This window comes from Pelagivirga sediminicola (genome assembly GCF_003072125.1).
Classification (GTDB): Bacteria; Pseudomonadota; Alphaproteobacteria; order Rhodobacterales; family Rhodobacteraceae; genus Roseovarius; species Roseovarius sediminicola.
This window is the reverse complement of record NZ_QCYH01000005.1, coordinates 53,431-74,425: the sequence shown is the minus strand read 5'-3', so window position 1 is coordinate 74,425 and position 20,995 is coordinate 53,431. Positions and strand designations below refer to the sequence as shown.

Genomic DNA, 20,995 nt, shown 5'->3' with positions numbered 1-20,995 from the left:
CCATGCGCACGCATCGCTGGCTGATCGCGCTGGCCTGTACGCTGGCCATCGCGGCGGGCCTGCGCGACGGGCTGGATGCGTGGGTAGATCGCACGCCGATGCCGCCGCTGCAGACTGCCTTCGGCACCGAAGTGCTGGATCGCCGCAATGAGACGCTGCGCGTCTATACCGTGGGCGATGGCCGGTGGCGGCTGGCACCCGGCGCGGTTGACCCGGCGTTCATCGACATGCTGATCGCGTATGAGGACCAGCGGTTTCTCAGCCACTCCGGTGTGGATTTGCGCGCCATGCTGCGCGCCGGGGTGCAGGCGCTTTGGCGCGGCGGCATCGTTTCGGGCGCATCGACGCTGACGATGCAGACCGCGCGCCTGATGGAGGATGGCAGCACCGGCCAATGGGCGGGCAAGCTGCGCCAGATCCGCCTTGCGCTGGCGCTGGAGCGGCGCCTGACCAAGCGGCAGATCCTTGAGATCTATCTGGCCCGCGCGCCCTATGGCGGCAATATCGAAGGCATCCGCGCCGCAGCGCTGGCGTGGTTCGGCAAGGAGCCTGCCCGCCTGACGCCCGCGCAATCGGCGCTGCTGGTCGCGCTGCCGCAATCGCCCGAAACCCGGCGGCCGGACCGCCACCCACATGCGGCCAGCGCCGCGCGCGACCGGGTGCTGGACCTCATGGTGCGTCAGGGCGTGCTGAGCGCGGAGACGGCGCAGGCGGCCCGCTTCGATCCGGTTCCGACCGCGCGCCGCTCCTTTCCGGCGCTCGCGCCGCATCTGGCCGACCGCGCGATTGCCGCAGATCCCGCCGCGCGGCGCCACGATCTGACCATCGACGCCGCCCTGCAGGCCAAGCTGGAGGCGCTGGCCGCCCGCGCCGTGCGGGGCCTGCCCGGCGCGGTGTCGGTCGCGATCGTGCTGGCCGATCATCGCAGCGGCGAGATCCTTGCCTCGGTCGGCTCGGCCGGATTCGACGGGGGGGCGCGGCAGGGGTTCGTCGACATGACGGATGCGCTGCGCTCGCCCGGCTCGACACTGAAGCCGCTGATCTACGCGATGGCGTTCGAGCGTGGGTTGGCGCATCCGCAGACGTTGATCAATGACGCGCCGGTCCGCTTTGGCGGTTATGCTCCGCAGAATTTCGACAATATCTTTCGCGGTGAAATCACCGTCACCGATGCGCTGCGCCAATCGCTGAACATCCCCGTGGTGCGGCTGATGAACGAAATCGGCCCGGCCCATCTGATGGACGCGATGCGCCGCGCCGGACTGCGCCCCGAACTGGCCGGGGATCATGCGGGCCTTGCCGTGGCGCTGGGCGGCGTCGGCGTCACGCTGACCGATATGGTGCAGCTTTACGCCGCCCTCGCACGCGGCGGCGACGCGATCCCGCTGCGCTGGCGGCAAGGCGGGCCGGACCCGGCACCGCGCCGCATTCTTGACCGGGCTGCCGCGTGGCAGGTGGGCGATATCCTGGCCGGACTTGCCCCGCCGCCCGGCGCCCCGCGCCGCGCGCTGGCCTACAAGACCGGCACATCATACGGCCACCGCGACGCATGGGCGCTGGGCTGGGACGGGGCGCATGTGGCCGGTGTCTGGATCGGCCGGCCCGACGGCACGCCGGTGCCGGGCGCGTTCGGCGGCGATCTGGCGGCGCCGATCCTCTTCGAGGCGTTTCAGCGGCTGAAATCGCGACCCGACGCGTTGCCGCCGCCGCCGCCCGATACGCTGATCGTGTCCACCGCCGAACTGCCGCAGCCCCTGCAACGCTTTGCCGGGCGCGGCGCCGTCTTTGCCGCCAATTCCGGCGCACCCGAGCTGATCTTTCCGCCCGACGGCGCGCGGATCAGTGCCGCAGACGCGGGCCTCACGGTCAAGGTGCGCGGGGGCAAGCCGCCCTATACCTTCATGGCGAATGGCCAGCCGATGCTGACGAATGTGCGCGGCGGCCAAGCCAGCCTTGAGCATCTTGGGAAGGGCTTCAGCCAGATCGCGGTGATCGACGCGCTGGGCCGCAGCGCGCGCGTGACCGTCCGGCTGGATTAAAGCGCGGCCTCGGCGGCGCTGCGGATGGCGCGAATATTCTCGCCATAGACAGCGGCATTGTTGACGCTGCCGCCCTTGAACACACCCGATCCGGCCACGAACACATCCGCCCCGGCCGCCGCCATCAGGGGCGCGGTTTCGGGCGTCATGCCGCCGTCGATCTCGATATGGATGGGCCGGTCGCCGATAAGGCTGCGCAAGGAACGCACCTTTTCGATCTGGCTGTAAATGAATTTCTGGCCGCCAAAACCGGGGTTTACCGTCATCACGCAGACAAGGTCGATCATGTCCAGCAAATGCGCCACCGCATCCAGCCCCGTGCCGGGGTTCAGCGCCAGACCCGCCTTGCACCCCGCGCCGCGAATCGCCTGAAGCGTGCGGTGGATATGCGGCCCCGCCTCCAGATGCGCGGTCAGGATATCGGCGCCGGCCTCGGCGTAGGCGTCGATATAGGGATCGACCGGCGCGATCATCAGATGCACGTCCATCACCGTTTTGATATGCGGGCGGATCGCCTTGAGCAATGGCGGCCCGAACGTCAGGTTCGGCACGAAATGCCCGTCCATTACATCGACATGCACCCAGTCGCAGCCCTCAGCCTCGATCGCCTGTATCTCGCGTCCGAAATCGGCGAAATCGGCGGATAGGATCGACGGGGCGATCTTGATCTTGCGGTCGAATGTCATGGGCTGGCTCCGGGGCTGTGCTGCTGAGCGGTAAATGGGGTCTGGCGGGGGGCAAGGTCAAGGGCCGCGCGATTGCGGCCCCCGGCGCATTGTGCGACCAATCGCCCAGATCCCCCGATGAAAGGCCCGCCGACATGACCGACACGCCCCTGACCCCTTCCGATCTGGAAGCGCCCTACAAGCTGCAGGAGGTGCTGGGCTATGACCTCACCGAATGGTCGCGCGATTTTGCGCGCGTGGAGGCCGATTACACCGATACGCTGAAAAACCGGCAAGGGGTGCTGCATGGCGGAATTCTGGGCGTGCTGCTGGACACGGCCATGGGCTATGCCGGGTGCTATACGGGGAAACCGGGCGTGCAGCAGAACGCGCTGACCCTGTCGATGACGGTCAATTTCATCGGGCAGGTGCAGGGCAGCCGCCTGATCGCCACCGGGCGGCGGATCGGGGGCGGGCGCAAGACCTACTTTGCCGAGGCCGAGGTGGTAGACGACAGCGGCGCGCGGCTGGCCACGGCAAGCGGCGTCTTTCGCTATCGCAGCGGGCCTTTGACCGGAACAACCCCTTGACCTTCCAGTAACTGGAAACCTTATGTGCTGTGCATGAGTGGCACCAAGGGGGGCTGGGCGCATGGCTGGCACATATACGATTCGTCTGGACGGGATGACCTGCGCGGGATGCGTCGGGCGGGCCGAGCGTGCGATCGCCGCGATCCCCGGCATCGGCGGCGCATCGGTCAATCTGGCCACGCGCAGCGCTCAGGTTGAATTGGGAGAGGCGACGCTGGCCGACGTGTCGCAGGCGGCGCAGGGCGCGGGATATCCCGCGCGCGAGGCCGAGGTGCGGCTGAGCACGCCCAGCATGCATTGCGCGTCCTGTGTCGGACGCATCGAGGAGGCCTTGCAGGCCGTTCCCGGCGTGACACAGGCGTCGGCCAACCTGGCGACGCGGTCTGCGCAGGCAAGATATCTGGAGGGTGCAACCACGCCGCAGGCGCTGGCCGATGCCGTGACCAAGGCAGGCTATCCCGCCGAGCTGCAGACCGATGGCAGCGACCAATCGGCGCAGAATGACGATGAGGCGCGCGATGCCTTGCGCGTGGCGCTGATCGCCGGGGCGCTGACGCTCCCGGTGTTCATCATGGAGATGGGCGGGCACCTCGTTCCGGCGCTGCATCGCGCCATCGAGGGCAGCATCGGGATGCAGGCGGCGTGGCTGATCCAGTTCGTCCTGACCACCATCGTGCTGATCTGGCCGGGGCGGCAATTCTACAGCATCGGCATCCCCGCCCTTCTGCGCGGCGCGCCCGAGATGAACAGCCTTGTCGCGCTGGGCACGCTGGCCGCGTGGGGCTATTCCACCGTTGCGCTGTTTGCCCCCGGCCTGCTGCCCGGCGGTGCCCGCGCGGTTTACTTCGAGGCGGCTGCGGTGATCGTCACCTTGATCCTTCTGGGCCGCTGGATGGAGGCGCGCGCACGCGGGCGCACCGGCGCCGCGATCGAGGCGCTGATGGGCCTGCGCCCCGACACGGTCCGTGTCGAGGAGGACGGCAAGGTGACCGAGCGCAGCGTCGACAGCCTGACCGTCGGCGCGCTGATCCACGCCCGCCCCGGCGAGCGGATCGCGGTCGATGGCGAGATCACCAGCGGCAGCAGCCATATAGATGAGAGCATGATCACCGGCGAGCCGATGCCCGTGCGCCGCGGCCCCGGCGATCCGGTGATCGGCGGCACCACGAATGGCGCGGGCGCGCTGGTCTACCGGGCAACGCAGGTGGGCGAGGGCACCGTTCTGGCGCGCATCGTCGCCATGGTCAGCAAGGCGCAGGGTGCAAAGCTGCCGATTCAGGCGCTGGCGGACAAGGTGGTGCGCGTCTTCGTTCCCATCGTGATCGCCGTGGCCGTGGCGACCATCCTGATCTGGCTGATCTTCGGCACGCTGCCGATGGCGCTGGTTGCGGGGGTATCGGTGCTGATCATCGCCTGCCCCTGCGCGATGGGCCTGGCAACGCCCACGTCGATCATGGTCGGCACGGGGCGCGCGGCGGAGCTGGGCGTGCTCTTTCGCAAGGGCGATGCGCTGCAACGGCTGGAGGGCGCGCGCGTGATTGCCTTCGACAAGACCGGAACGCTGACCGAGGGGCGCCCGCAGGTGGTGGATATCGCGCTGGCGGACGGGTTTGACCGCGACAATGTGCTGGCCATCGCAGCCGCGGCCGAGGCGCAGTCCGAGCATCCCATCGCGCGCGCCATCGAGGCGGCGGCCGAAGGGCTGGCCCTGCCCGCCGTGCAGAACATGCAGGCCGAGGCGGGGCACGGCCTGACGGCGGACGTGGCGGGCCAGCGCGTGCATATCGGCTCGGCCCGCCTGCTGCGGGATGCCGGGATCGACATGAGCGCGCTCGCGCCACAGATCGACGCGTGGCAGACCAGCGGCCACAGCCTTGTGGCAATCGGGATCGACGGCGCCTTGGCCGGGGCGATGGCGATTTCGGACGCGCTCAAACCCGGCACCAAGGCGGCGATCGACGCGTTGCATGATGCGGGGCTGGGCATCGCCATGATCTCGGGCGACAGCGAGGCGGCGGCGCGCCATATCGCGGCGCAGATCGGCATCGACCATGTGGTCGCCGATGTGCGCCCCGATGGCAAGGTCGCGGCGCTTGAGGCGCTGCGCGAGCGGCACGGCGCGGTGGCCTTCGTCGGGGACGGGATCAACGACGCGCCCGCACTGGCCGCGTCCGATGTGGGCATCGCCATGGGCACCGGCACGGACGTGGCGATGGAATCGGCCGATATCGTGCTGATGTCGGGCGATCCGGTCGGCGTGGTGACCGCGCGCCACGTCTCGGCCCGCACGATGCGCAATATCCGGCAGAACCTGTTCTGGGCGTTCGCCTATAACGCGGCGCTGATCCCGGTGGCGGCGGGCGTTCTCTATCCGGCGACGGGAATGATGCTGTCGCCCATGCTGGCGGCGGGGGCGATGGCGCTGTCGTCCGTCTTCGTGCTGGGCAACGCCCTGCGCCTGAGGGGGCTGAAGCGCCCGAAGGCGGCGGCATGACCACGATCAAGGATGTCGCCCGCGCCACCGGCCTGCCGGCCAAGACGATCCGCTATTACGAGGAAATCGGCCTGATCCATCCGACGCGCGCCACCAACGGCTATCGCCATTTCAGCGAGGAGGACGAACACCGGCTGACCTTTCTGGGACGCGCCCGTGCGCTGGGCTTTTCCATCGCAGAATGTCGCGATCTTCTAAACCTTTACAACGACAAGTCGCGCGCCAGCGCGGATGTGCGCGCCATCGCCGCGCAGCACCTGAAGGATATCGAGCAAAAGATCGACGCGCTGGCGGCGATGCGTGACACGCTGGCCCATCTGGTGGATGCCTGCGCGGGCGACGCGCGGCCCGATTGCCCCATCCTGCGCGACCTTTCGGGCTGAGCCGCGCGCCCGCGTTCGCGCTTGACACCGGGCGGCGCGCGCGCCAACGCTCTGCGCCATGTTGGATCTGCGCCCGGTAGGATATGTGATCGGCCTGACGGCCATGGCGCTGGGTCTTGCCATGCTGCTGCCTCTGCTTGTGGATATCGCCCAGGGGCGCGGGCATTGGCACGTGTTCGCGCAGTCCTGCATCCTGACCATCCTCATCGGCGGCCTTGTCGCCGGAGCCAGCCGTAACGGCGTCGGCGAGGGCCTGACGATCCGGCAGACCTTTTTGCTGACAACAGGTGTGTGGGTGGTCCTGCCACTGTTCGGGGCGCTTCCCTTCATGCTGGGCGCGACCGCGCTCGATTTTACCGATGCGGTGTTCGAGGCGATGTCGGCGCTCACCACCACCGGGTCGACGGTCATCATCGGGCTGGATCATCTGCCGAAGGGGATCCTGCTGTGGCGCGGCATCATGCAGTGGCTGGGCGGCGTGGGTATCATCGTTGTCGCCATGGTGTTCCTGCCCGAACTGCGCGTCGGCGGCATGCAGATCTTTCGCGCCGAGGCGTTCGACACGATGGGCAAGATCCTGCCCCGCGCCACCGAGATCGCCAGCCGCATATCGGTGATCTATCTGGCGCTCACGATTGCCTGCACGCTGTCCTATGTGATGACCGGGATGACGCCGTTCGACGCCACCGTGCATGCGATGACGACGGTCGCGACCGGGGGCATGGCCAATTACGATGCCTCCTTCGGCGCGCTGCATCCATCGGCGGAATATGTGGCGGTGGTGTTCATGATGCTCTCGGCGCTGCCCTTCGTGCGCTACGTGCAGCTGTTGGCCGGAACCACGCGCCCGCTGCTCTTCGATCCGCAGGTGCACGGGTTTTTCAAGACGGTCGGCTGTATCGTCGGCGTGCTGACCGTCTGGCAGTTTTTCCAGCGCGAGCATCTGACGGAAGAGACCTTTCGCGAGGTGCTGTTCAACGTCGTGTCGATCATCACGGGCACCGGATACGCCAGCGAGGATTACATGCTCTGGGGGCCTTTCGCCGTCTCGATCTTCTTCTTTACCGGGCTGATCGGCGGCTGCGCCGGATCGACGGCCTGCTCGGTCAAGATCTTCCGCTATCAGCTGCTGTTTGCCTCGATCCGGGTGCAGCTGGCCCGTATCCGCAGCCCGCATGGCGTGTTCACGCCGCGCTATGGCGGGCGCAACGTGGATGCGGACGTGCTCAATTCGGTGATGTCGTTCTTTGTCTTCTTCACCGTGACGCTGGGCGTGATCGCGGTCCTTCTGGGCCTCACCGGGCTGGATTTCACCACCGCACTTTCGGGCGCGGCCACCGCGCTGGGCAATATCGGGCCGGGCCTTGGGGACAAGATCGGGCCGTCGGGCAACTTTGCCACGCTGGGCGATACGTCCAAGTGGATCCTGTCGGCCGCCATGCTGATCGGCCGCTTGGAGGTTCTGGTGGTCTATGCGATCTTCACCGTATCTTTCTGGAGGAACTGATGTCTGACACGTCCCGCACCCGGCCCCTTGGGGCCCAAATCTCGCATATGTTGAAATCGCGGGGCGTCGACACGATCTTCGGCATTCCCGGCGTGCATAATCAGGAAATGTATCGCGGCATCGAAGAGGCCGGCATCCGCCATTTTCTGGCCCGTCACGAGCAAGGCGCCGGTTTCATGGCCGACGGATATGCGCGCGCCAGCGGCAAGCCGGGGGTGGCCTATGTCATCACCGGGCCGGGTCTGTGCAACATCATGACGCCGATGGGGCAGGCCTATTCCGACAGCGTGCCGGTGCTGGTGCTGTCCTCCTGCCTTGACGATACCGCCGCCACGCGCGGGCAGCTGCACCAAATGCTGGACCAGCAGGCGGCAGGCGCCACCGTGTCCGACTGGTCCTATACCGCGAATACGGCCAGCGCGGCCTATACGCTGATCGACCGCGCGCTGACCGAATTCCAGACCAAGCGCCCCCGCACCAAGCATATCCAGGTGCCCATCGCCGCGCTGGAAGGCAATGCCGAAGCCGCCCCCGACGCGCCGCCTGCCGTCCGGCCCGTGCGCCACGTCCTGCCCGACGGGATCGCGGGCCAGATCATGGCGGCCAATCTTCCGCTCTTCATCCTTGGCGGCGGCGCTGTGGGCGCATCCGATCAGGCGCGCCGCGCGCTGCGCACGCTGAAGGCCGCCAGTCTCCCCACCGACGCGGGGCGCGGGATCATCTCCGTCAAGGACGATCCGCTGCATTTCGGCGGCTACCTGGGCCGCCCCGAAACCGCGAAGGTCGCGGCCAGCGCCGATCTGGTGATCGTCGTCGGCAGCGAGCTGTCCGAAACGGACCTGTGGCGCGACAGGCTGGAGCATACCTGCCCGATGATCCGCGTCGATATCGACCCCGAAATGCTGGGGCAGGAGCCGGGCAGCATCGCCGTGCCGATGGACGCAAATGACTTCTTCACGGGGCTGAATGCGGCCATCGACGGGCACAGCGCGGATACGTCATGGACCGCCGATGAGATCACCAGCGCGCGCAAACGCTGGCGCGCGGAATCCGACAGCGAGCGCCCCGGCATCGCGCGCATCTGCGACGCGCTGCGCGAGGTGATGCCCGAAGACACGATGTATTACTCGGACATGACCCAGTTCGCCTACGCGGGCAAGGAATTCTGGGACATGGACCGCCCCGGCCACTGGCACCACCCTTACGGCTTTGGCACGCTGGGCTATGCCCTGCCCGCCGGCATCGGCGGCGCCGCCGCGCGCCCCGGCCTGCCGACAGTGGTGATCGCGGGCGATTACGGCTTTCAATACACGGTGCAGGAGCTGGGCACGGCGGTGGAGCTGGGCCAGCCGCTGCCGATCCTTCTGTGGGACAACGGCAAGCTGAAGGAGATCGAGGACAGCATGGTTGCCGCCCAGATCGCGCCCAACTCGGTGATCGCGCATAACCCCGATTTCTGCGCGCTGGCCGAAGCCTATGGCGCGAAATCGGCGGCGCCCAAATCCTTGGGCGAGCTGCAAAAGGCCGTGACGGAGGCGTTCAAGACCGATGGCCCGACGCTGATCTACATGACCGGCGACATGGCCGACTAAGGCCAAAGCCGGGAAAGCGCAGGTTTTCCCGGCTAGCCGATCTTCCCCACGGGCCCGATGCTGCCGGTCTGGCCGCGATGCAGCAGCAGATGGTCCAGCAATACGCAAGCCATCATCGCCTCGCCAACCGGCACCGCGCGGATACCGACGCAAGGGTCATGGCGGCCCTTCGTGACCACCTCGGTCGCTGCCCCATCCATGCGGATCGACGCGCGCGGGCTGAGGATGGACGAGGTCGGCTTGACCGCGAACCGCACGACAATTTCCTGCCCGGTCGAAATGCCGCCCAGAATACCTCCCGCGTGGTTGCTGCTGTATTCAGGGCCATTCTCACCCATGTAAATCTCATCGGCGTTGTCGGTGCCCATCAACTCGGCGGCGGCCATGCCTTCGCCGATCTCGACGCCTTTGACCGCGTTGATGGACATCATCGCAGCCGCCAGATCCGTATCCAGCTTGCCATAGATCGGCGCGCCAAGCCCCGCCGGCACGCCGCGCGCCACCACCTCGACGATCGCGCCGACCGAGTTGTGATTCTTGCGCAGCTTTTGCAAGTAAGCCTCCCACTCGGGCGCAGCGGCGCTATCCGGCAGCCAGAAATCATTGCCATCGATCGCGTCCCAATCGAACGCCGCCCGGTCCAGCGCCATAGCGCCCATCCGCACCATAAACCCCTTGATCTGCACGCCCGGCACCAGCTGATCCAGCACAGCGCGCGCGATCCCGCCCGCGGCAACGCGCGAGGCAGTTTCACGCGCTGAACTGCGCCCGCCGCCGCGATAATCGCGCAGGCCGTATTTCTGGTGATAGGTGATATCGGCATGGCCGGGCCGGAATGTATTCGCGATATCACCATAATCGCGGCTGCGCTGATCGGTATTCTCGATCATCAGCTGAATGGACGTGCCGGTCGTTTTGCCTTCGAACACGCCCGACAGGATCTGCACCGCGTCAGGCTCGTTCCGCTGGGTCATGTTCTTGTTCTGGCCGGGACGGCGCTTGTCCAGCCAATGCTGCAACATCGCCTCGTCCACCGCAACGCCGGGCGGGCAGCCGTCAACCGTCGCGCCAAGGGCGGGCCCGTGGCTTTCGCCCCATGTGGTGACGCGAAAGAGATGTCCGAAAGTGTTGAGGCTCATGGCAGGGCTCCTTTGCCAAGCGGTCTAAAGCGTTTCGCGGAAAACCTGAATTACAATTTTCCGCGAAACGCGCGCACGATGCCAGCGTTGCGCGCGTTTCGCCGTTATCTGGTATCTCAGGTTAAAGGCGAAACGCTTTAGCGATGCTGCGCAGGCGCCTCAAGCCATTTTGAAACCGGGCCGCCCATCGCGAGGGCGGCCCGCGCTTAAATCACGGACTGCGGCTTGACCGTGTCGATCCCCAGCGCCTCGCCCACGGCCGCATATGTCAGCTGCCCCGCATGGACATTGAGACCGTTCAGCAGGTTCGCATCATCCGCCATCGCCTGTTTCCACCCCTTGCCTGCAATGGCAAGCATGTGGGGCATCGTCGCATTGCCCAACGCGATGGTGGACGTGCGCGCAACCGCGCCCGGCATGTTCGCCACGCAATAATGCACGATCCCGTCCACCTCATAGATCGGATCCTGATGCGTGGTGGCCTTGGAAGTCTCGAAACAGCCGCCCTGATCGATGGCGACATCCACCAGGACCGAGCCGGGCTTGAGCAGCGACAGCTGATCGCGGCTGATCAGCTTGGGCGCGGCGGCGCCGGGGATCAGGACCGCGCCCACGACCAGATCCATGCGCGGCAACAGCCCCTCGATTGCCCCCTGATCGGAATATTGCGTCGTCAGGCGGCCCATGAACATGTCGTCCAGATAGGACAGGCGCGGCACCGAGCGGTCCAGAACCGTGACATTGGCCCCCATGCCGACAGCCACCCGCGCGGCGGCCGTACCGACAACACCGCCGCCGATGATGGCCACATTCGCCGGGCGCACCCCCGGCACGCCGCCCATCAGAACGCCGCTGCCGCCATTGGCCTTTTGCAGCGCCCAGGAGCCGGTCTGCGGCGCAAGCCGGCCTGCAACCTCGGACATCGGGGCGAGCAGGGGCAGACCCCCCTTTCCGTCCGTCACCGTCTCATAGGCGATCGCCGTGGCGCCCGACGCGATCAAATCATGCGTCTGATCGGGGTCCGGCGCCAGATGCAGATAGGCGAACAGGATCTGCCCCTCGCGCAGCATCTTGCGTTCATTCGCCTGCAATTCCTTGACCTTGACGATCATCTCGGCCTGCGCGAACACCTCCTCGGCGGTGCCCGCGATGGTGGCGCCGGCGGCGGCGTAATCGTCATCGGTAAATCCCGCGCCGATCCCCGCGCCGGACTGAACCTGCACCTCGTGCCCCCGCGCCACGGCCTCCAGCACGGCGTTCGGCGTCAGACCGACGCGGCATTCCTGCGCCTTGATTTCCGTTGGACATCCAATCTTCATGTTGTTCCCTCCTGTTCCGTTCCCCGACTGTGGCGCCATTCGCGTGCAATCGGAAACAAATTTCACTCGGAAACCGGGTTTCCACCGCAAGTTTATTCGATAACATGGGTTTGAACCCCGGAGTCCACGCGAAAATGTCCCTCGATACCATTGACCGGCGCCTTCTGACGGTCCTGCAGAAAAGCGGCCGGATTTCGAATTCCGAACTGGCCGAGAAGGTAAATCTCTCCGCCAGCGCCTGTCACCGCCGCGTGCAGCGGCTGGAGACCGAGGGCTATATCGCGGGCTATGTCGCGCTGCTGGACGCGCGCAAGATGGGCGTGTCGGCGACGATCTTTGTGGAAATCACCCTTCGCGCGCAGGCCGACGACGTGCTCGACGCGTTCGAGAAGGCCGTCGCGCGCGTGCCCGATGTGCTGGAATGTCACCTGACGGCGGGAACGGCCGACTACATCCTTAAGATCGTGGCCGAGAACACCGACGATTTCGCCCGCATCCACCGCCAATACCTGACCCGCCTGCCGGGGGTGGCAAAGATGCAGAGCAGCTTTTCGCTGAGGACGGTGTGCAACACGACGGCGTTGCCGGTTTAATGGGGTTTTGCACTGACGATTGCTCTCAGTAATCTGATCATTCCACAAACCTTCGCAAGTGGGAAGCTGTTAATGACCTTCCATCCACATATCAGGCAATAGGTATTTAGTCGCAAATTATTGCATATAGAGTGGCTTGTGATTTTTTATGTGGCGAAAAGCCAATTGCCGCCCTTCTCGACCGGATGGCAAAGGTCGAGCTCCCGCCGGTTCAAATTCATCTTCCAGCAATTCTGGAAATAACGTCTGAATTTTGGTTGAAGCGGCGGACCCGACCGCTTGAAGTGCCATCGATCCAAGATAAAGTGTTTCCGCGGGGGCCCCATTGGCCATCACCACCTCATGCTGATCTAATAGAATATGCACATAAGTTACGTCGGTCAGATTAACTTCTGCGTCCACCCCATCAAGCTGCAACAGCTGTTTTGCCGCCACTAAAACCTCTGGGGTTCCGAACATCCTCTCGGCAATAACAGAGCGTACGAGCATTCTATGCTGAGGAGAAACCACTAGATCTACGTTTGGTATATTGTCACCCAGCGCGTTTGCCTTGATGCGAATCGGATACAGGTTCGGACGAAGTTCCAAGTCAATCTTGTCCAGTTTCCTGGTGCCGATCCAGCGTATAGGTTGCGGTCCGTTATCCCGTGTTACCACCAGATCACCCACCGTCAAATTTTCGATCGCGCGCAAGCCATCAGGAGTAAGGATCATAGTGCCAACTGTAAAGCATGGCACTACATAAGGTGGCTCGTCGCTGTCGTCTCCGGGAAAGATAAACTTGTCTTCGTTTCCGAGAAGGAATGCATCTTTATCCGCCAAGTATATCGCGTATTCTTCTGGCGACATCTTAATGCGAAATTTGACTTGGTTGAGTGTACCTACTCCATTTTTAAGGTGTAGATAGCCATTCCTATAGGAGTTGTTGGGAGCAAATATCCCAGACGTGTCGTCTTCTCTTAATTTGTTTACGCCTCCCAGACCACTTCCTGGAAAAGGGACGACAATTGCATCCCCGGCGTCCATTTCGTCGATTGTGATACTTGTGCTTGCCAAAATTCCCACCGTAGGGGGCACATAGGTAAATGTACCATCCTCCGATCCGGAAAAAGCAACAGTTACGTTGCTGAGCAGGTTGGTTACGCCACTGGCTAATCCAACACTCCCAGCCGACAGCGAAATATTACTATCGCCATCTATCAACAGGTTTGTTTGAGTCAGCACATCAAGATTCAGCAGGCCTGCATCAATCGTGACAGTACTACCCCCTGTTGCAACAATATTGGCGCTATCGAGCGCATTGGCTCCGAGAAGGCTGCTGATATCAACGCTTCCACCACCATAATAAACCACGGTATCAGCGTTTAATACACCTAGAGCTAGCAGGCTCGCTTCGTCCTGTGGGACAGATGTATCAACATAAACGACATTTGAAGCCGCTAGTGCAATGTCAATAAGCGCCATTTTTATCCCCCTACGGTACCAATTTCTCGTCCTTAGATCGGCAGTGTGGAGAATCAGATTATAGACCGGCACGCGCAGCTATCGCAAGGGTTGTGCATGACAGCACTGATTACAGCAATGCGGGTGGTTCTGTGTGGGGTCAGCAAAAACCTCGGGTCAGCACATTTTCACCCCCCCCACCGGACTGATGCTGCGCACGACGCTCCGTCCAAAACTTTTCCAGTTGCTGAGTTTCTTGCCTATCAGCAGATAGGGTTCACTCGTTGGGCCGAAAAATTTTCTAACGCGGCTCAACCCCGCCATTCTCTCCTGACAAAAAAGGCCCCGGCGTTTCCACCGGGGCCTTTCCATTTTCACTAAGCTAAAAGATCACTCGGCGTTTTCGTCCGCCTTCACTTCCTCGCCCGTCTCCTGATCGACCACCTTCATCGACAGGCGCACCTTGCCACGATCGTCAAAGCCCAGCAGCTTGACCTTCACGTCCTGGCCTTCCTTCAGCACGTCGGACGGGTGGTTCAGGCGGCGGTTCTCGATCTGGCTGACATGCACCAGCCCGTCGCGCTTGCCGAAGAAGTTCACGAAGGCGCCGAAATCGACGATCTTCACGACCTTGCCGTCATAGACCTGGCCCTCTTCCGGCTCCGCCACGATCGAGTGGATCATGTCATACGCCTTCTTGATGGCCTCGCCGTTGGGCGATGCGATCTTGATCACGCCCTCGTCGTTGATATCGACCTTGGCGCCCGACACTTCGACAATCTCGCGGATAACCTTGCCGCCCGAGCCGATGACCTCGCGGATTTTGTCCGTCGGGATCTGCATCGTCTCGATGCGCGGCGCGTGAACGCTGAATTCCTGTGCGCCGGTGATCGCCTTGTTCATCTCGCCCAGGATATGCATGCGGCCATCCTTGGCCTGCGCCAGTGCCTTTTGCATGATCTCGGGCGTGATGCCTGCGATCTTGATATCCATCTGCAGCGACGTGATGCCGTCCTTGGTGCCGGCCACCTTGAAATCCATGTCGCCGAGGTGGTCTTCGTCACCCAGGATGTCCGTCAGGATCGCGTAGGAGCCGTCCTCTTCCATGATCAGGCCCATGGCCACGCCGGCGACCGCGGTCTTCAGCGGAACGCCCGCATCCATCATCGACAGCGAGCCGCCGCAGACGGACGCCATCGAGGACGAGCCGTTGGATTCGGTGATCTCGGACACGACGCGGATGGTATAGGGGAAATCCGTCGCCGCAGGCAGAACCGCCTGAAGCGCGCGCCAGGCCAGCTTGCCATGGCCGATCTCGCGGCGGCCCGGAGGGCCCACGCGGCCAGCTTCGCCCACCGAATAGGGGGGGAAGTTGTAGTGCAGCAGGAAGTTGGATTTGAAGTTGCCATGCAGCGCGTCGATGAACTGCTCATCGTCGCCGGTGCCCAGGGTGGTGACAACCAGGCCTTGCGTCTCGCCGCGCGTGAACAGCGCCGAGCCATGCGTGCGTGGCAGAAGGCCCGTCTGGCTGACGATGGGGCGCACGGTGTCCAGCGCGCGGCCATCGATCCGCTTGCCGGTTTTCACGACATCGCCGCGCAGAACCGCTGCTTCCAGTTTCTTCAGCGCAGGGCCAAGGTTCGGATCCTCCAGCTGCTCTTCGCTCAGCGATGCCTTGATGGCCTCTTTCGCGTCGGCAACGGCGGTGGTGCGCTCTTGCTTGTCGGTGATCGCATAGGCGGCGCGGATCTTGTCCTCACCGGCCTTCTTCACCGCGTCATAGAGGTCCCAGTAATCGGCGGGCTGGAAATCGAACGGCTCTTTCGCCGAGGCTTCAGCCAGTTCGATGATCAGGTCGATCACCGGCTGGATCTGCTCATGCGCAAAGTTGACGGCGCCCAGCATCTCTTCCTCGGTCAGCTCATATGCCTCGGATTCGACCATCATCACGGCGTCCTTGGTGCCCGCGACAACCAGATCGAGGCGCTGATCGGGGTTGTTTTTAAGGTCGTGCATGTCGTCGACCGTCGGGTTCAGGATGTAATCGCCACCCTCATATCCGACGCGGCAGGCGGCAATCGGGCCACGGAACGGCGCGCCGGAAATCGTCAGCGCAGCCGAGGCGGCGATCATCGCGACCATGTCGGGATCATTGACCAGATCGTGCGACAGGACCGTGCACATCACCAGCGTTTCGTTCTTGAAACCGGGGACAAACAGCGGGCGGATCGGGCGGTCGATCAGACGCGCGGTCAGCGTCTCTTTTTCCGACGGGCGCGCCTCGCGCTTGAAAAAGCCGCCGGGCACCTTGCCGGCCGCATAGTATTTCTCTTGGTAGTGCACCGTCAGCGGGAAGAAATCCATTCCCGGCTTGGGCGCTTTGGCGAATGTCACGTTGGCCATGACGCTGGTCTCGCCCAAGGTGGCGATGACCGATCCGTCAGCCTGACGGGCAACCTTGCCCGTTTCCAGTGTCAGCGTCTCTTCGCCCCACTGGATCGATTTTTTCACTTCGTTGAACATCTATCGTTTCCTATCTGGAGGCATACCGGGCCCCTGCCCGGTCCTCCGTTACACTGGCGGCCCCATTGCCGCCGACCCCAATCATCATGTCTTCCAGGTGCCGGGGACATGGCACGCAGTCTCAGATGCGCGGGCCATACAGGAGAATGGCGTGAATTGAAAGAGAATGCCGCAGGCGCCATGTCTGGAAACCCGCCGCCGGATGGCGCAGGGTGCAGGCCTGATCTGCCACGCGGAAGCAACACGATGAAACCCAAGATCCTGACCACCCTGCCCGTCTACACGCGCCAGCTGTTTCTGGCCGATACGCTGGCGGGCATTTCGGTGGCCATGGTGGCCCTGCCGCTGAGCCTTGCCATTGCCATCGCGTCGGGGGCGGATCCCGGCAAGGGGCTGATCACCGCCATCGTCGCGGGGTTCCTGATCTCGCTCCTCGGGGGCAGCCGCGTGCAGATCGGCGGGCCGACGGGCGCGTTCATCGTCGTTGTGTTCGGGGTCATTGCCGAGCATGGGTATGACGGGCTGGTGCTGGCCACCTTGATGGCAGGGGTGATCCTGATCGCGGCGGGGGTGCTGCGGCTGGGCAACCTGATCGCCTATGTGCCCGAGCCGGTGGTCAACGGGTTCACCATCGGCATCGGCGTCATCATCGCCGCCAGCCAGCTGCCGGACCTCTTTGGCCTGACAATCGCCGATCTGCCGGCGGATTTCCTGCCCAAGATGTCGGCGATGTGGCATGCGCGCGACAGCCTCAACGTGACGGCCCTTGCCATCGGGATCGCCACGATGGTTTTGATCGTGGTGCTGCGGCGCGCCGCACCGAAATTTCCGGGGCTCCTACTGGCGGTGGCGCTGACATCGGCCCTCGTGGCGCTGGCGCTGCTGCCGGTCGAGACGGTATTTTCTCGCTTTGGCGCCCTGCCCTCGGCCCTGCCACGCCCGCAATTGCCCGAAATCTCGGTCGAGCGGCTGAGGGATCTGTTGCCATCGGCCTTTGTGATCGCCTTTCTGGCCGGCGTTGAATCGCTTTTGTCCGCGCTCGTGGCGGACCGGATGATCGAGGGCCGCCACCGCCCCAATGCCGAGGTTCTGGCCCAGGGCGCGGCCAATATCGGCTCGGCTCTCTTTGGCGGGTTGCCCGCGACCGGCGCGATTGCGCGCACGGCGACCAACATTCGCGCGGGCGGGCGCACGCCCGTCGCCGGGATCGTGCATGCGCTGGTGATTCTGGCGGTGATGCTGGTTGCCGCGCCGCTGGCGGGATATCTGGCCATGCCCGCGCTGGCCGGTCTGCTGATCCTGACGGCCTGGAACATGAGCGAGCCGCATAAATGGCGCAAACATCTGACCGCGCGGCCCTCGGACGTGATGCTGTTGCTGATTACACTTGCGCTGACCGTGCTGGCGGATCTGGCCGTCGCGATCGGTGTCGGCGTGGCGCTGGGGCTGGCGCTGCGCCTGCGCCGCGGGCCGGGCGGGCCGGAAGGCTGGACCCCGCCGGACAGGTAGGCGCAAACGCGCACAAAGAAAAACCGCGCCCGAAAGGGGCGCGGCCAATCTCATCGGCGAAAGGGGCCGGTTTAGCGGCGGATGCCCAGACGCTGGATCAGGTTCTGATAGCGCTCTTCGTCCTTGGACTTGGTATAGTCCAGCAGCTTGCGGCGCAGCGCGACCATTTTCAGAAGGCCACGGCGGCCGTGATTGTCCTTCTTGTGGGTCTTGAAATGCTCGGTCAGCGTGGTGATGCGCGAGGTGAGGATGGCAACCTGAACTTCGGGCGAGCCGGTGTCGCCTTCCTTGGTTGCGAATTCCTTCATCAGGCGGTGCTTTTCTTCGACTGTGATCGACATCGGTGTCTCCTTGTCATCAAAGGTTGCGGGCACAAGCCGGGATGTCGTCCAGCAAGGTCCATAGAGAATCTGCGCGGGCCAGGGCCGGGGCGCATCGGCGGCGTATAGGCGAATTCAGCGCGCTTGAAAAGGGGCGCGATTACAGCATCGCACCTGCGGGCAGCAGGCTGGACCCGATCAGCGTGATATGGCCCGCATTCAGCCCGGCGGCGTTGTTGACCGTTGCGATCGCAACGCCGTTCAGCACGACATGCTGGCGTTCGTCATCATCGGGGTCGGGCAGCAGATCAATGTCGGGCTCGGCCCCGCCAAGATCGTCATAGACCACCATCAGGATGTCCTCGCCCGGCATGAAATCCAGGATCTGCGCCTGATGATCGGCGCCGAGCCAGTTTCCCAACAGCACCGTATCGGCACCGTCGCCCGTGGTCACGATGTCATCCGCTCCGGCGGTGATCACATCGTCCCCGCCGCCGCCGTTCAGGTAATCCCGCGCGTCCGTATCGTTCCAGCCGTCGATTTCGGGATCATCCTCGAACCCCGAGAGCGTGTCGTTGCCCCAACCGCCAAAGAGCACGTCATCCCCCGCGCCGCCGCGCAAAACGTCATCGCCCAGACCGCCGTGCAGCGCATCATCGCCAGCGCCGCCATCCAGCGAATCATCGCCTTCGCCGCCAACCAGACTGTCGGCGCCGGCCCCGCCCGTCAGCGTGTCGTCATCGCCATGACCGAACAGCCGGTCGTCGCCGTCCCCGCCATCCAGCATGTCATCGCCAGCGCCGCCATGCAGCGTATCGTCGCCGAGCTCTCCCGCCAACAGATCATCGCCCAGACCGCCCCAAAGCTCATCGTCTTCGCCGCCGCCGCCCAGCGTGTCATCCCCATCATATCCGTTGGCGACGTCCACCGCGTCGGTCCCGTCGAGGCGATCCGCATCCTGGGTGCCGGTGACAACATTGTCGGGCTGATCGCTGCCGTCCTCAACGGGCAAATCGTCATCCGGCATAGCGCCGGTTTCGATCGGGCCCGGAACCTCCATCGTGCCAATACCCCAAGGGGCGACAGCCGCGGCATCGCTGCCATCATCCGGCTGGCCGCCGATGAAATCCATGATGTCTGTTTCGGCCACGTCCGGATCGCGGATCTCGGCCTCTTGCGGATCCTGATCGGCGGAACCGCTCGGTCCCGCGTCCTCATCGTCAGTCGTGCCGATACCGGCAAAAGCGGTGGCGCCCAGCGCCACCATTCCCAGAAGACTTGCCAGTAACAGCATCGCATCAATCCCGTTTACCCTGCGTCACCATATGCGAGCCGGAGCCGCCGCAACACCGGATTCCATCACGCCGGTTAACGGCTGTGCGACAGATCCCACAGGTCAGGCTGTCGAGCGTATGCGATATAGAGTGGATGGCGCGGGTGGCCGTCCTTGGTCAGGCCCAGATGATGCACCGCGCGCCCCGTTCCAGCCAGCAGCGCGGCCACATCGGCGCCGCGGTTCAGATGCGCGCCATGCGTTCCCCACGCGGCGACGATGGTATCGGCCCAGGCGCAACCGTCCAGAATGGCCTGATCATTCGCGGGGCCGACCGGGTCCGCAGCGGCGCGCATGTCCCGCGGATCGGTATCGCGCCAGGCAAAGATGTTCGTCACCCGAAACGCGCCAAAGCCCAGCGCACGCGCCCGGCGCTCGCAGCGCTCGACAGTGGGATCGTTCTGCATCTCGGTCGCGGTGGAGGGGTTCAGCATGATGAAATGCGCGCGCTTGCCCTCCGCGTCCCAGGTGCGGGTCAGCGCATAGCGATAGCGCTCGCAATCCGAATAAATCGCGGTCGATGCCGCATCGCCCTTTTGATGCGTGCGCGTGATCATGCGGGATCCACGAACACGCGGGAGGGGTGCAGCTCGCCCGCCTTGTAGATACCCACCGCCACCGCACGGCCATCCAGCGAGGCCCAGGCCTCGTCACCGTATTCGGCGTCGCCGGGATAGACCATGCCGGGATTGCCATTGCGCAGCCTGGCCGCGCCCTCGGGCGTGCAGCGCAGCTCGGGCAGATCGGTCAGCCCCGCCTCCAGCGGGAGCAGATGCGCATCCAGCGCCGGATCATGCGCCAGCGCGTCGATCCGGTCCAGTGTCAGGCCGTCCTCGGCCTCGAAGGGGCCCGACCAGACACGGCGCAGCCATGTCACATGCCCCTTGCAGCCCAGCTTGTCCCCCAGATCGCGCGCGATGGAGCGCACATAGCCACCCTTGCCGCAGACCATTTCCAGCACCGCGCGGTCCGCATCGGGGCGGTCCGCCAGCAACAGCTCGTCCACCCAAAGGGGCCGCGCGGCCAGCGTCACGTCCTCGCCGTCGCGGGCCAGCTTATAGGCGCGCTCGCCGTCGATCTTGACGGCCGAGAACTTGGGCGGAACCTGCATGATGTCGCCGATGAACCCGTGCAGCGCCTCCTTGATCTCGTCATCCGTGGGGCGCGTGTCACTGGTGGCGATGACCTCGCCCTCGGCGTCGTCGGTGTTGGTGGCGACGCCAAAGCGGACCTCGAACTTGTACGCCTTCAGCGCGTCGGTGATATAGGGCACCGTTTTCGTCGCCTCGCCCAGCGCCACGGCCAGAACGCCGGTCGCCTCGGGGTCCAGCGTGCCGGCGTGCCCCGCCTTTTTCGCCTGAAGCGCCCAGCGCACCTTGTTCACGACCGAGGTCGAGGTGATGCCGGCCGGCTTGTCCACCACCAGCCACCCGGAAATATCGCGGCCCTTGCGCTTGCGTGCCATCGGTTTGCCCCTTTGCATTAAAGCTTTTTCGCGAAACGCTTCAGGTTGTGGGGGCTAGCCCAAGGTCCGTGGGCTGTCAAT

The 20,995-nt window shown here is 64.5% G+C and carries 17 protein-coding genes; 8 read left to right on the top strand and 9 right to left on the bottom strand.

The features are described from left to right. Nucleotides 1-2: 2 nt before the first annotated feature. Nucleotides 3-2,039: a penicillin-binding protein 1C gene (pbpC, locus tag DC366_RS10155; RefSeq protein WP_108692100.1), complete on the top strand. Its 2,037-nt coding sequence runs from the start codon at nt 3-5 to the stop codon at nt 2,037-2,039. Here pbpC and rpe read toward each other — a convergent pair. Continuing rightward, nucleotides 2,036-2,725 carry a ribulose-phosphate 3-epimerase gene (gene rpe, locus DC366_RS10150; protein WP_108692099.1) on the bottom strand — a complete coding sequence of 230 codons (690 nt, stop codon included), beginning with the start codon at nt 2,723-2,725 and terminating at the stop codon, nt 2,036-2,038. The genes pbpC and rpe overlap by 4 nt on opposite strands. Before the next feature lie 134 nt (nt 2,726-2,859). Between rpe and DC366_RS10145 the strand changes: the two genes are divergently transcribed. The 5 genes from DC366_RS10145 (at nt 2,860) to DC366_RS10125 (ending at nt 9,270) form a co-directional block, all read left to right on the top strand. Then, complete coding sequence (locus DC366_RS10145) at nt 2,860-3,294, top strand: PaaI family thioesterase (RefSeq protein ID WP_108692296.1); 435 nt, start codon at nt 2,860-2,862, stop codon at nt 3,292-3,294. A gap of 61 nt (nt 3,295-3,355) precedes the next feature. Then, a complete protein-coding gene (locus DC366_RS10140) occupies nt 3,356-5,788 on the top strand; it encodes a heavy metal translocating P-type ATPase (RefSeq protein ID WP_108692098.1) in 2,433 nt (810 codons plus the stop codon). Next, nucleotides 5,785-6,171 carry a Cu(I)-responsive transcriptional regulator gene (gene cueR / locus DC366_RS10135; RefSeq protein WP_108692097.1) on the top strand — a complete coding sequence of 129 codons (387 nt, stop codon included), beginning with the start codon at nt 5,785-5,787 and terminating at the stop codon, nt 6,169-6,171. The genes DC366_RS10140 and cueR overlap by 4 nt, the downstream gene beginning before the upstream one ends. A 58-nt stretch (nt 6,172-6,229) precedes the next feature. After that, nucleotides 6,230-7,678 carry a TrkH family potassium uptake protein gene (locus DC366_RS10130; RefSeq protein ID WP_108692096.1) on the top strand — a complete coding sequence of 483 codons (1,449 nt, stop codon included), beginning with the start codon at nt 6,230-6,232 and terminating at the stop codon, nt 7,676-7,678. After that, a complete protein-coding gene (locus DC366_RS10125; protein WP_108692095.1) occupies nt 7,678-9,270 on the top strand; it encodes a thiamine pyrophosphate-binding protein in 1,593 nt (530 codons plus the stop codon). Before DC366_RS10130 ends, DC366_RS10125 begins: the two co-directional genes overlap by 1 nt. A 32-nt stretch (nt 9,271-9,302) precedes the next feature. Here the strand turns inward: DC366_RS10125 and aroC are convergent, their stop codons facing one another. Both aroC and ald read right to left on the bottom strand, forming a co-directional pair. Next, nucleotides 9,303-10,409: a chorismate synthase gene (gene aroC, locus DC366_RS10120; protein ID WP_108692094.1), complete on the bottom strand. Its 1,107-nt coding sequence runs from the start codon at nt 10,407-10,409 to the stop codon at nt 9,303-9,305. A 206-nt stretch (nt 10,410-10,615) separates the two neighbouring features. After that, nucleotides 10,616-11,728 (bottom strand): alanine dehydrogenase, encoded by a 1,113-nt coding sequence (gene ald, locus DC366_RS10115; RefSeq protein ID WP_108692093.1) that lies wholly within the window; start codon nt 11,726-11,728, stop codon nt 10,616-10,618. 134 nt (nt 11,729-11,862) lie between these two features. Here ald and DC366_RS10110 point away from each other — a divergent pair, with 134 nt between their 5' ends. Continuing rightward, nucleotides 11,863-12,321 carry an Lrp/AsnC family transcriptional regulator gene (locus DC366_RS10110; RefSeq protein WP_108692092.1) on the top strand — a complete coding sequence of 153 codons (459 nt, stop codon included), beginning with the start codon at nt 11,863-11,865 and terminating at the stop codon, nt 12,319-12,321. 117 nt (nt 12,322-12,438) lie between these two features. On the opposite strand, the gene DC366_RS20280 is transcribed toward DC366_RS10110, so the two are convergent. Further along, nucleotides 12,439-13,785, bottom strand: coding sequence for a Hint domain-containing protein (locus DC366_RS20280; protein WP_243405097.1), 1,347 nt, complete (start codon nt 13,783-13,785; stop codon nt 12,439-12,441). Between the two features lie 369 nt (nt 13,786-14,154). Further along, entirely contained in the window at nt 14,155-16,287 is a 2,133-nt protein-coding gene (gene pnp, locus DC366_RS10100) for a polyribonucleotide nucleotidyltransferase (protein WP_108692090.1), read from the bottom strand. Between the two features lie 246 nt (nt 16,288-16,533). On the opposite strand from pnp, the gene DC366_RS10095 reads away from it, so the two are divergent. Beyond that, nucleotides 16,534-17,796 carry a SulP family inorganic anion transporter gene (locus DC366_RS10095; protein WP_108692089.1) on the top strand — a complete coding sequence of 421 codons (1,263 nt, stop codon included), beginning with the start codon at nt 16,534-16,536 and terminating at the stop codon, nt 17,794-17,796. A gap of 71 nt (nt 17,797-17,867) precedes the next feature. On the opposite strand, the gene rpsO is transcribed toward DC366_RS10095, so the two are convergent. The 4 genes from rpsO to truB all read right to left on the bottom strand — a co-directional run bounded on the left by rpsO (nt 17,868) and on the right by truB (nt 20,914). Beyond that, complete coding sequence (gene rpsO, locus DC366_RS10090) at nt 17,868-18,137, bottom strand: 30S ribosomal protein S15 (protein ID WP_108692295.1); 270 nt, start codon at nt 18,135-18,137, stop codon at nt 17,868-17,870. 139 nt (nt 18,138-18,276) lie between these two features. Further along, nucleotides 18,277-19,410, bottom strand: a complete 1,134-nt coding sequence (locus tag DC366_RS10085; RefSeq protein ID WP_108692088.1) for a calcium-binding protein — start codon at nt 19,408-19,410, stop codon at nt 18,277-18,279. Nucleotides 19,411-19,484: 74 nt separating this feature from the next. Next, the gene (locus DC366_RS10080; protein ID WP_108692087.1) at nt 19,485-20,006 is read right to left on the bottom strand and encodes a DUF1643 domain-containing protein; all 522 of its coding nucleotides are present in this window, start codon (nt 20,004-20,006) and stop codon (nt 19,485-19,487) included. Then, nucleotides 20,003-20,914, bottom strand: coding sequence for a tRNA pseudouridine(55) synthase TruB (truB, locus tag DC366_RS10075; RefSeq protein ID WP_108692086.1), 912 nt, complete (start codon nt 20,912-20,914; stop codon nt 20,003-20,005). The genes DC366_RS10080 and truB overlap by 4 nt, the downstream gene beginning before the upstream one ends. Nucleotides 20,915-20,995 lie beyond the last annotated feature (81 nt).